This is a genomic window from Mesorhizobium sp. B2-1-8 (assembly GCF_006442545.2).
Classification (GTDB): domain Bacteria; phylum Pseudomonadota; class Alphaproteobacteria; order Rhizobiales; family Rhizobiaceae; genus Mesorhizobium.
The window spans coordinates 3,984,793-3,996,736 of record NZ_CP083952.1; the positions used below are offsets into that span (position 1 = coordinate 3,984,793).

Annotated in this window: 9 protein-coding genes and 1 pseudogene; 7 read left to right on the forward strand and 3 right to left on the reverse strand. The window is 61.0% G+C overall.

What is annotated here, in order from left to right; all coding sequences use genetic code 11:
- Positions 1-21: 21 nt before the first annotated feature.
- Positions 22-1,125: a hypothetical protein gene (locus FJ970_RS19455; protein WP_140765525.1), complete on the forward strand. Its 1,104-nt coding sequence runs from the start codon at positions 22-24 to the stop codon at positions 1,123-1,125.
- A gap of 1 nt (position 1,126) precedes the next feature.
- Positions 1,127-1,516: a hypothetical protein gene (locus tag FJ970_RS19460; RefSeq protein ID WP_140765527.1), complete on the forward strand. Its 390-nt coding sequence runs from the start codon at positions 1,127-1,129 to the stop codon at positions 1,514-1,516.
- 214 nt (positions 1,517-1,730) lie between these two features.
- On the opposite strand, the gene FJ970_RS19465 is transcribed toward FJ970_RS19460, so the two are convergent.
- From FJ970_RS19465 to FJ970_RS19475, 3 genes are read right to left on the reverse strand one after another with little or no spacing between them, the layout of a single operon-like run.
- Entirely contained in the window at positions 1,731-2,282 is a 552-nt protein-coding gene (locus tag FJ970_RS19465; protein ID WP_140765529.1) for a phosphatase PAP2 family protein, read from the reverse strand.
- A 39-nt stretch (positions 2,283-2,321) separates the two neighbouring features.
- Positions 2,322-3,461 carry a glycosyltransferase family 2 protein gene (locus FJ970_RS19470; protein WP_227791848.1) on the reverse strand — a complete coding sequence of 380 codons (1,140 nt, stop codon included), beginning with the start codon at positions 3,459-3,461 and terminating at the stop codon, positions 2,322-2,324.
- A gap of 17 nt (positions 3,462-3,478) precedes the next feature.
- Complete coding sequence (locus FJ970_RS19475; protein WP_181178832.1) at positions 3,479-5,107, reverse strand: ArnT family glycosyltransferase; 1,629 nt, start codon at positions 5,105-5,107, stop codon at positions 3,479-3,481.
- Positions 5,108-5,479: 372 nt separating this feature from the next.
- Between FJ970_RS19475 and FJ970_RS19480 the strand changes: the two genes are divergently transcribed.
- From FJ970_RS19480 to FJ970_RS19500, 5 genes and pseudogenes are all read left to right on the forward strand, one after another.
- On the forward strand, positions 5,480-7,210 hold the full coding sequence (locus FJ970_RS19480; RefSeq protein WP_210243083.1) for an ATP-grasp domain-containing protein: 1,731 nt from the start codon (positions 5,480-5,482) through the stop codon (positions 7,208-7,210).
- A 40-nt stretch (positions 7,211-7,250) separates the two neighbouring features.
- Entirely contained in the window at positions 7,251-8,795 is a 1,545-nt protein-coding gene (locus tag FJ970_RS19485) for a hypothetical protein (protein WP_140765535.1), read from the forward strand.
- A 41-nt stretch (positions 8,796-8,836) separates the two neighbouring features.
- The gene (locus FJ970_RS19490) at positions 8,837-10,258 is read left to right on the forward strand and encodes a pyridoxal phosphate-dependent decarboxylase family protein (protein ID WP_227791850.1); all 1,422 of its coding nucleotides are present in this window, start codon (positions 8,837-8,839) and stop codon (positions 10,256-10,258) included.
- 160 nt (positions 10,259-10,418) lie between these two features.
- Positions 10,419-10,607 (forward strand): annotated as a pseudogene (locus tag FJ970_RS19495) (transposase); the annotation flags it as partial.
- 312 nt (positions 10,608-10,919) lie between these two features.
- Complete coding sequence (locus FJ970_RS19500; protein WP_140765539.1) at positions 10,920-11,939, forward strand: sugar ABC transporter substrate-binding protein; 1,020 nt, start codon at positions 10,920-10,922, stop codon at positions 11,937-11,939.
- Positions 11,940-11,944 lie beyond the last annotated feature (5 nt).

Consider the following 11,944-nt stretch of genomic DNA (forward strand, 5'->3'; position numbering starts at 1 on the left):
AGCGCGACCTCGAAAGGACTCGTGACCCGACGGATGCGAGCTACCAAACCGATCCGGCGGGGACTCTTCTTCGCGACGATGGTCACGGTAACTCTTCTGCTCGCCCGGCCCGGATATTGTGCGCCAGCCGAAAGCTCTCTCCCGGATCAGCCAATCAACACCCCGCCAATACCCATAAGAAAACCGCAGCCGGTGGATCCGGCAGTTGCAGCCACTCCTGCGGACGCGAGCGCGCTCGGCGACTACGACGTTCTCATCGCCGACCGCGGCAATAATCGCCTCCTCCTGATCAGTCCGCAAAAGAAGATCCTCTGGGAATATCATTTCGCCGACGTTCCGCCTGGCTCGGGCGCGGACGACGCGTTCTTCGCCGACGGCGGCAACAGCGTCATCACCAATCTCGAACATCAGCAGGTGATCCGCATCATCGACCGGAAGACAAAAAAGGTGACCTGGGAATATGGCGACCTCGGACGGCCCGGCTCGAACCCGGGCTATCTCGACTTTCCCGACGACGCCTACAAGCTGCCGAACGGGGACGTCATTGTCGCCGACATCCGCAACTGCCGAATTCTTGACATTTCCCCTGACAAGAAGATCGTCCGGCAGGCCGGGATCACGGGGCGATGCTGGGGAGAAGCCCCAGCACTCGACTCTCCTAACGGCGATAAGCCGCTGCCGAACGGCCACGTGCTCGTCAGCACGATCCATGATCATTCCCTGATCGAGCTCGACCAGAACTGGAAGGAGATCCTGCATCTCAAGCTGCCGATCCGGTATCCCTCCGATCCGCAAATGACTAGGGCCGGAAATTTTCTAGTGGCGGGCTACACGAAGCCCGGAAAAATCATCGAGATCAGCCGCGCTGGCAAAATCGTCTGGCAGTACAAGCCCAAGCCGCACGAAGAACTCAACCGTCCCTCGCTGGCTATCGAGCTGCCGAACGGCAACGTCCTTGCAACCGATGATCTCAACCAGCGCGTGGTCGTCATAGACAAGGCGACCAACACGGTGCTCTGGCAATATGGCGTCACGCAGCACCAGGGAAGCAATCCAGGCTATCTGCACATCCCTGACGGCCTCGACATCATCAAGACGGACCAGGACCTTGCAAAGGCAGGCTGACATGAACAACCTTTCCATCCGGCGAATGTTCGCGTGCTCGGCGCTTGCCGCACTGATGATTCTCACCTCGGCTGCGACCTCGGCCGACGCCGCCGGTGCGCTGCATCGGATCGGCGCGGTCACATGGCAGCCGAAGCGCTATATTGGTCAGGAACTGGAACTTATGGGCTTTCCGCTCGCGCGACATTCCGACTACGTGCTGTTCTCGGACGAGGCGCACGGTCGGATCTCGGCGCATGATCTGCCAGTTGTCGGATCGGGCATTGCCGGTCTGGAATTGCATCGGCGGTATCGAATCCGCGGCAATTTCGTCCGTGGTGGCCTCAAGGCCAGCAACGGCAGCCAGTATCATCTGGAACTGACGGCGCCTCCGTACCTCACCGACCGCTAAGAGCCTGCCGTGGCGCTGATGAAGTCAAGTTTGCTGGGTGCTCCGGTTTATCTGTCAAACGGCTTCCAAAACCCCCGACGCGCGGACTGGTTTGGCTCTGTCATTTTCTGAAATTCTGAGAGTATTTCCGGGAAATTCTGCGCAGGATCGGACCACCCGCGCATTTTTCCAAAAATCGGGTGAGATAGCCGGTCGCCATTTGACTAATACCTCTTTACAATATGCCGGTGATCAAACGGTCGGCCCGCGTGTTCTGCCTGTAGGCCGCGCGCACCAGCGTAGCCGCCATGATTGCAGAGACGGCCCCGCCGAGAATGTCGCTGACATAGTGCGTTCCCAAATAAACGCGTGACAGCACGACCAGCAATGCGGCCGCCAGAAATGCGAGCCCGCGGCGATGCAAGCCGTGCACCAGAAACGCCGCCGCGATGGCAAAGCTCGCGGTGGCATGGTCGGACGGGAATGAGAAATCTACGGTCCGCCCGATAATCAGATGCGTGACATGAGCGTCGTAGGGACGCACCCGCTGTACGAACAGCAACACCAGCTGATTGATTCCGAGACCAAGCAAGAACGACAGGCCGGCTGCCACTACCACATGGCGCATGGTCCGGTCCGGCTGGGGCGGCCACCATTGCAAGGCGACTGCCAGTACCATGAGCGGAACGCCGAGTGTCGATATCCAGACCATGATGAAATCGACTGCGGGAGCATGTCCCGCCCAATTGTTGATCCAGGCGGTCACTGCGGCATCGATTTGGTACATTTGGGGATTTCCGTCTGTTTTCGGGCTCGTTTCGGGCGATCAACGCACGCGCCAGGTGATGGCGGAGTTGGTGATATAGTTCCAAGCCGAGCCGACGGCGGCGGCGGCAAGCCCGGCCGCCCACCACCGCGACGGACTGGTGTAAAGAAGCGTCGACACGCCGACGCCCGCCACCACACCAAAACTGCACAACGCCGCGAACATCGCGAATCCGGTGACGAAGCGCCAGCCGTGCCGGCGCCGGTCGCGATAGGTGAATGTGTTGTTCAGCGTGTAGTTGAACGCCATGGCCGTGAACATGGCCGCGGTCTGGGCTACCGCGAAAGGCAGGCCATGGGCCAGCAGCGTATGCAGCACGCCGAGGTGGACCACGACACCGGCCGAGCCGACAAGACCGAAGGCGAGAAACCTCGTCGAGATCAGATCGCCCGATGCCTTGGCGACCAGCAGCCCCAGATATTCAAGCACAATCAGGGAATCGAGCTTGCTTTGTCCATGCAGGCGCGGACCGAACACATAGGGGATTTCCCGGATGCGAAGCGGCGTCGGCGACGATGCGGCAATGTCCAGCAGGATCTTGAAGCCTTGCCGCGACAGGCGCGGCGCAACCGCATCGACGATGTCACGCCGCACCATGAAGAAGCCGCTCATTGGATCGCTGAGCGGAACCCTCAGCAACAGCCGCGCGAGATGCGTCGCCAGCCGGCTGCCGCCCGAACGCAGCCGGCTCAGTCCGCTGTTAGCATCGCCATCGTCTCCGTAACGACTGGCCACCACCAGGTCGGCGCCGCCGCCTCGCATCGTTTCGAACATCGCGGCAAGGCATGTTTCGTCGTGCTGGAGATCGCCGTCCATGACCGCGACGATGGGCGCCGAGCTGGACAGGACGCCCTCGAGGCATGCCCCGGCGAGGCCGCGGCGGGCGATGCGCCTTATGCCGCGAACCTGATAATCATGGCTGGCGATGTCGCGGACAGCCGCAATCGTCCCGTCTTTTGAATCGTCATCGACAAAGACCACTTCCCAGTTGATCCCGAGCAGCGACTTGTGCAGCCGCGCAACCAGCAGATCGATGTTGGCGCGCTCGTTCAGCGTTGGGACGACGACCGTGAGTTCCGCCCCGCGGCGTTGCAGCGATGCACCGCTGCTTGTATCCGCCGCCAGTTCGACGTCTGGCACTGGGTATGTCGCCTGGTTCAAGGACGCGGTCCGCCATCGTTTGCTTGGCCGTCGCCCGGCAAGTGTGCTTGCGATGCCACAATGCGGTTGACCGGCAGGATCAGGATTTCGAAGACGGGAAACCCGGCGATGCGCTGTACCAGGCGCCGGGGCGGGCCATCGACGACGTATCGTCCGTCAAGGCCGTCGCGATACTCCTTCTCGCGAGCCGCTTCCTTGCCGAAGTCCAGGGCGCCGACGAAGAAGCCCGCGCTTCGCGTCTTCAAGCGCCCGTCGTCCATGAACTGGAAATGGCGCGGGTCGCCCGGCAGCACCTCTATCGGTACGTCCGGTCCAAGGGCGTCGGCGGCCCGCGCCGCCTGCATCCAGTTCGATGCGACCACATAGGCGTTGGCGCCGCTGAGATCGCTGCCCTGCGGCTCACTGGTCAACGCAGACCAATCGACGAGTTGCCAATTGACGTCGAATTTCGGCGCTCGTTCATAAAACGCCCGCGTGAAGGCGCCGGTCCGGACCTGCACCGCAAACCCCATCGCCAGCAGCGGAACGACGATGGCGGCGATAGTGAAGGACAGCCGCAGCAATCCAGGTCGGCGTTCGGCAAGACGGCTGCACCATTGACCGAAAAGCGGAAAGGCGAACAGGAAGCCGCTCATCGACCAGTGCGGCAGGGAATGGGCGCTGAACAGGGCGACCAAGTCGAAGAACGCCACCGGCAGCGCCGCGATGGTCACGAAGAACCGATCGGCCACCGAACCGCTGCGGGCTGCGCCCCACATGCACGCCATGGCCAGAAGCCAGGTCGGCGGCCACAAATAGCCAGCCTGGCCCAGCAACGTGATGGCAAGATTTCCAGGATGCAGGGCATGGCCATCCTCGGCAAGGCCGCGGCCGGACTGGAAGGCAAACGAGATCCAGCCATGGTCCATATTCCAGATGATGACGGGCAGCAGGCCAAGCGTTGCGATGGCGCCGGCAATCCAGGGGCCTGGCGTTCGCAGTTCGGCCCGGCCGGACTGCGTCGACACCAAGACAAGCAGGGCCGAGATGCCAAACAGCCCGGCCTGGTACTTCGACATCAGCGCCACACCGAAAGCGACGCCGACGATGATCCAGCGGAGCAAAGCGAAGCGTGGCCGTTCGCCCAGAACCATGGGCATGGCGGCACAGGCGCTGGCCAGAAGAAAGAAATCGAGTGGCCCGTCGGGCACCACGAAATGCCCTGCCGAAATAAGAAAGAACGGCGCAACGGTGAACCAGGCCGCGGCCCAGAATGCGGCAACCTTGCCGTAGGCATGGCGCGTCACTTCGAAAAGCAGCAACGTCGAGAGCGAGCCGAGCAACACATAAGGCAGCCGAGCGGCCAGCCGGCATTCACAGCCGAAAACATCCGCCATCAGACGGGCCAGCGCGAAACCCAGTGGCGGGTGGTCGAAATATGAAAGCGAATGGCTGCGCGACACCACGACTGCGTAGGCCTCGTCGATCGACAGCGGAATGACCGAGGCAAGTCCAATCCGGAGCACCAGAAATGCGACGACCACGACAATCAGCTGGAAAACAGGGGAAGCAGGAGTGCCTTTGGCCAGGCTTGCAACGCGCGGCCTGGCAGCACCGGTATCGTCCCAGAACTGATCCAACAGCATTGGGTTACCAGACCCAAAGCACGTAAGAACGTTCGTCCGCGAGCGGTCCATGGCCGGGCATGACGATCAACAGGCAGACAATGGCGAGAAGAGCCACGGTCGTGGCGATCCGGATCCACTTGCCCGATAGGGTGGAGTAACCGCGGTCCAGCATCTTTGGACGTCACCCCTCGAACTCGCCAGCTTATGGACACGTAGCCGCTGCGGTTCGTCGGCGACTATGTCCGATCAAACATACGGGAGCGTTGCCGGGGTATTACAAATCCGTAAGGCCCGTTTGCCTGCATGCACAAGGCTCGCACAAGCGCTGAGAGCAACAATCCGCCATCGTGTTGGGCAACGGAGTCGAGGCCGGGACGGCCGCACCACCGCGTGACGGAAGGGCTTGAGACTTTGAAAAGCGCGGTAGCCAAGGCACTGATGTCGGAAAATTCGAACCTCATCTTGGGTAAGGCCCCCATAGTCCGCGCCGTCTTTGAAGGAAGGGATATTTCCCCAATATGGGACGGGCTGTTCGCGCGCGTTTCTGCTGATCTCAACGATGCCGCCGCGTTCCTGGACGTATCGATCCTTCTCCACGCAATCGGAGAGGAAGACAAGGCTGTCATCAGCCAGAAGGCCGCGCTCGAGATCAGTCGACAATACCGGATACGCAACGGACAAGGCACAGGACCGAACGTCCTTGTTTTCGTGACGGCCGGCGACTTCATGGCGAACACGCCGATTGAATTTCTGCTGGAGGGCTCCGACGCGAACCTGCTGCTCCACTACGTCGACGCTGACACGGCGGACCTGAACGATGTTCCCGAGCACGACGTCGCCTTCGTGGCCGTCGGAGAGTCCGCGGTAAATCTTCCAGTACTGGAAAACCTTCACCGGCTGCTGCGCGGCTGGTCCGGCCCCATAATGAACAACGCGCCACGTCTCATCATGGCCCTGTCCAGGGACGGGGTCGCGGAGGCGTTGAAGCATGAGCCTTCGATCCTTGCCCCGCCCGCAGCGCGCGCTGATCGGGCGCTGATCAAGAGGCTGGCTTCGGGGGAAATCGAGGTCGACGCAATCCTCGCGGCGGCCGCGTTTCCTGTGATTGTCCGCCCGGTCGGCACGCATGCCGGCAAGGGAATGGAGAAGATCTCCACGCGACCGGAACTCTCCGCCTATCTGAATTCGCAGAACGAGAGCGAATTCTACATCACGCCGTTCATCGACTACAGCGGGACGGACCGCAAATTCCGCAAGCAGCGCGTCGCGTTCATCAACGGGCGGCCCTATGCCAGCCATCTCGCGGTCTCCGAGCATTGGATGGTTCACTACCTCAACGCCGGCATGACTCAGCACGAAGACAGGCGCGCCGAGGAAGCGTTGTGGATGGCAAACTTCGACAACGATTTCGCGGTACGTCACGCTCGTGCATTCGATGCTCTTCATCGACGTCTCGGGCTGGACTACTTCGCCATCGATTGCGCCGAACTCGCAGATGGCCGTCTGCTGGTGTTCGAAGCCGATGTCGCGATGATCGTTCATTCCATGGATTGGGAGAGCATCTTCCCCTACAAGAAAAGCGCCATGCGCAAGCTCTTCGCGGCATTCGAAGGCGCACTGGCACGGCGCGTGGCGCGGACGACGTCCACGCCAGCGATCGAATGCGCCCATACGGGAAAACCTGCGATCTATCAGAGAACTGATGACGACTGCCTGGTCTGTGTCCTGGCGATGCTCACGGGCCGAACCTACGAACAAGTCGAGGAAATCGCACGAAGCTGCGATCCCGCATACCCGCTCGGCGGACCGATGAGCCATTCCATCATGCGGGGCGTGGCCAACAAGTGCGGTTTCGTTCTTCTGAGCAGTATCTACATGCTCTGGGCCAAACCCGCGATCATAGGCGTGGTTTCACCGACCGTTCCAAACACCGGCCATGCCGTTTTTTGGGACGGCGAGAAGATCATCGACCCGGGTTTTTGCGAACGCGTCGATCGATCCTATGTCGACCGATGCGGGTTGGAGTTCACTCAGCGGGCGAGCGATCTCGAACCGTTGATCAGTCATGACGCCAAGATCTCTTACCTGGCCGGTGCCGTGGCGGTCAGTGAACCGCTTTAACCGAAACCAGTTCGCCATCGCCCCGACTACGGAGAACGTCATGCCTGCAATTCAGCTTGGTATCCCGCAGGTGCCGGCGAATCCGACCTCGGAAATGGGTGGGTGGGATCGCGAGCTCCATTCGCCGGCCTCCCTTTCATTCCTGCTCGGGACAGGTGGCGACAGGCGCATCTGGCTGGATGCAATCACACGGCGCAATCGTTATGGAACGCGCACGACTTCGGCGGACGATGAGATCTCATTCTCGTCGACAACGGCCAGCAACGCCTCTCGGGAGGGGTTGATGGCGGCCGGGGTCGAGCTGCGACGCCTCATTGATATCGAGTCACGTTCGCCTGTCGCATCCGATCGATGGTTCGGTGACATTCGAGAGCGAATTGTTTCCGATCTTGGCTGTACGGGAGCGCAAGTCATTCTCGCCGCTTCCGGGACGGATGCGGAGCTTCTCGCTCTCTGCACGATTGCAGGCCTCTCCAGGCGCCCCTTGACCAATTTGCTTGTTGCACCTGACGAAACAGGAAATGGGGTTCCACGGGCGGCGGCAGGGCGGCATTACTCGGATTTGACGGCACTCGGTAGCGCAGTCGAGACTGGTGCTCCCCTCGAAGGGCTGTTACCGGGCCGCATTGAAGTGCGCACGATTGCCATCCGCGACGAGAAAGGCAAGCCTCGACATCAGCATGAAATCGATGCCGACATCATCGCCATCGTCGAACTGGAGCTCAAGCTAGATCGAGATGTCCTTGTCCATGTGCTCGACACATCGAAAACCGGCTTGCCGGCCGTGACCCGACAAGCCGCGCGCCACGCCGCGGCTCTTGCCCCAGGTCGGGTGCGGGTTATCGTCGATGCCTGCCAGTTCCGTGGCTCAATTTCCCAACTGAAGCAGGATCTGGAAGACGGTTTCGTGGTGGCTGTGACGGGATCCAAGTTCATCGCCGGGCCTCCTTTTTCCGGCGCACTTCTCATCCCCGCGGGATTGGCCGGAGATATTGCGGCAGGGTCCGATATTCCGGCAGGCCTGGCGGAATATACCGCGGCTCAAGACTGGCCGGCGACCCTTCGCCAACGGATGACCTTCGCGTTCAAGTCGGAATTGAATCTGGGCCTGGGTTTACGGTGGGTCGCTGCGTTGGCTCATCTTGACCCCTATGCAGAGATCGATGAACCCCGGCAACACCTCGTCAAGGAACAGTTTGTTCGCCTGGTTCGCTCACGAACTGGCCCGCTTAGCGGTATTTCCCTGCATCAGGATGATGACGGCGACCATCTCGGCTCACGGGCAATGGTCCCGCTGACCGTCACAAACAGCGCGGGCTCCTTCGCTTCGTTCGAGCAGTGCCAAACCATTCAGGTGCTGATGCGCGGTCTTAACGAGGGCCCGATCTGCCACGTCGGGCAAGCCGTGCGTGTCGGTCCGCGCACGGTGTTGCGCGTCGCGGCCTCCGCCCACGATGTGATCAGCGTCTCGAAGAGGATGTCGGCGGGCCAGTCGTTGCATCAGGCGTTCGGTCCGATCGAATCAAGGCTCGATGCATTCTTCGAGAAACTATCTGCTGTCCTCCGACATCCGCTGGATGCTTGATGTCGCGGTCCATTGAGCAGAAACGCCCAGCAGGAAAAGGTGTGGCCGAGACCTCCACCAGCCTTGATCCATCGAACTGGGATCAGTTTCGCGAGGTAGCGCACGGCTTGCTGGACGACATGATCGCCCACATCGAAACGATCAGGCAGAAGCCGGTATGGCAGCGACCGACCGATGAAACGCGCGAGAGGTTTGCCCGCCCGCTACCGAACGGTCCTCGCGAATTGGGCGATGTCCTGGACGATGTGCGCAAGCACATCATGCCATTTGCGACCGGCAACCTGCATCCGTTGTTCATGGGATGGGTTCATGGTGCTGGTACGCCGATCGGAATGTTGGCGGAAATCGTCGCGGGCGGGCTGAACATGAACTGCGGCGGCCGCGACCATGCTGGCCTGGCGGTTGAACAACAGATCGTGCGCTGGATGAGCGAAGCCCTTGGCTACCCCACCGGCGCGAGCGGATTGTTTCTCACCGGCTCTTCGATGGCAAACTTCGTCGCGGTGACGATCGCCAGGAACGAAGCGCTGGGTCAGTCCGTTCGGGAGACCGGCCTGCGGACCTGCGACCGCCAGCTCGTCGCTTATGCGTCCAGGGAGGCTCATTCCTGCATCGCGCAGGCAATGCAATTGTCCGGGATCGGATCGGCAAATCTGAGGACCGTCGCGGTTGACGACGCCGGAAGGATGCTGCCTGACGCACTGTGCGCAGGCATCAGGGAGGACCGGGCGAAGGGACTTTTGCCATTTTTGGTCGTAGGGACCGCGGGTACTGTAAACACCGGGGCTATCGACCCACTTGCGGAAATCGCCAATATCGCGTCCGCGGAAAAACTCTGGTTTCATGTCGATGGAGCTATTGGCGCACTCGGCGTGTTGTCAGATTCCCTGCGCGGTTTGTTCAAAGGCATCGAAAAGTCGGCATCGGTGGCCCTCGACTTTCACAAGTGGGGTCAGGTTCCTTATGATGCCGGATTCCTGCTGGTGCGGGATGGCGATGCCCAGAAGCGTACATTCGTGCAGCCTACCGCCTATCTACAGCGGGGCGAACGCGGGCTGGCCGCAGGCGAAACCTGGCCTTGCGATCTAGGTCCGGACTTGTCGCGCGGGTTTCGCGCGTTGAAAACATGGATGACGATCGAGGCGCTTGGAACGGTTCGCATAGGAGAGTCGATCGCGCACACCTGCATGCTCGCACATTACCTCGCGGAGCGCCTGACGAGTTGCCCTGCTTTCGAGCTGAAGGCGCCAGTGGCCCTTAACATCGTCTGCTTCGGCATTCGTGGGGCCAACGCCGAGTTTGTCCGCAATTTGGTCATGAACCTGCAAGAATCCGGCTTGGCTTCGCCCTCATGGACAACCATCAACGGCGAGCTAGTGGTGCGTTGCGCTATTGTCAATCACCGAACAACTAGAGCCGACATCGACGAATTCGTAGGATTTATCGCCAAATACTGCGCCTAATTTGGTCGTGTCCCATCAAGTGGTGTAGCTGGCGGTTACGAAGCCGCTCGCGAGCGCGCCGTTAGTAGCGCTGTAGCGAGTGAGCGGGGTGTCGGTGGTCATCGGCGTTTTCCGGTAGGGTTTGGTTGTTGACGCCAACCCCATTTCGGAAGGACCACCGATGACCGACGACATGATGAACCTGCGCACGCTCGTGGAGAAGACCCCGGATGCCGATCTGCTGCGCGAGATGATCGGCTTTGCCGCCGAGCGGCTGATGGAAATGGAGGTGGGCGCGGCCACCGGCGCCGGCTATGGCGAGAAGAACCCGCTGCGGCTCGCCCAGCGCAACGGCTACCGCGACCGGGACACGATCCGACCCGGACGGCCATGCTTTCGTGATAGCCACTCCAAACGCATGAATCTCACCCCCGAAGCACACAGGTTGCCTCGGGTCCTGGAGGCTGCCGACGCACATGCCACGGTTCGGCGGTGGGCTGTCCGGATGCGTCACTTGTTTATGGTTGTCGGTTCCGGGACGCGCCAGGGCTCTGACGTCGAACGCCAATCACTGAATTCCGCGACGAGTCGAGCGACGTTGTCTCGGAACCTTGACCGCAACATCGGCGGGGCCATAATGCCTCCACGGGTCGCATTTCCATGACCCGTACTGGGAGGAATTATGAAAAACACAATAGACGACGATCGACGTAATTTTCTGACAGCAGCGGCTGTTGGCGGCGCCGCTGCTCTTCTGGGCGGCTTCGGGATCAGCCAGGCCCGCGCCGCCGCCGCTGCCTCAGGCCGTTCCGAAAAGTCGCTCAAGGCAGCGTTCTCGAACGCCGGACTTCAGGCGACTTGGTGCGCCCAGGGCAAGGCGGCGGCGGAATACTGGGGCAAACTGTTCAACGTTGAGGTGACTTGGTTCGACGGCGAACTCGATGCGGTAAAGCAGCGCGCGGCGATCGACAACATGGCTTCCCAGAAATGGGACTTCGTGGCGATCCAGGCGTTTGGCATCGGCACGCTGGTGCAGCCGGTGCAAAAGATGATCGACGCCGGGATCCCGGTCATCGACATGGATACGCTGATTGCGCCACTCGACAAGATCAATGTGCACAGCTTCATCGCGCCGGATAATGAGTTCATGGGATCATCGGTGACACAGGCGCTCATCACCGCCATTGGCGGCAAGGGCAAGGTCATCACCACGCAGGGCGCGCTCGGCCACACGGGTGCTCAAGGGCGAAACCGGGGCTTCGAATCCGTCGTCAAGCAGCATCCCGACATCGAAGTTCTGGAAAACCAGCCGGCCGACTGGGACGTCACCAAGGTGGCGCGGCTATGGGAGACCTATCTTACGAAATATCCGCAGATCGACGCGGCTTATTTCCACAATGACGACATGGCGCTTGCGGCGTACAACGTCATGAAGGCCCATAACCGGACCAACATCAAGATCGGCGGTTGCGACGCCATGCCCCCTGCAATAGCCGCCGTTGCCGAAGGTCGCATGCACGCCACCGTGCGCAATCCATCCTGCCGTATTCATGGCGGCGCCATTGTCGCCGGCGTCGCCGCCGTGACAGGTGGCGAGAAGTCGGGCGAAGGAATCCCGAAAAGCGTTGTAGCCGACGGTCCCGTGGTTACCAAGGAAAATGCCGCCGGCATGCAATGGATGGAAGACCATTTCCTGATCTGATCTTC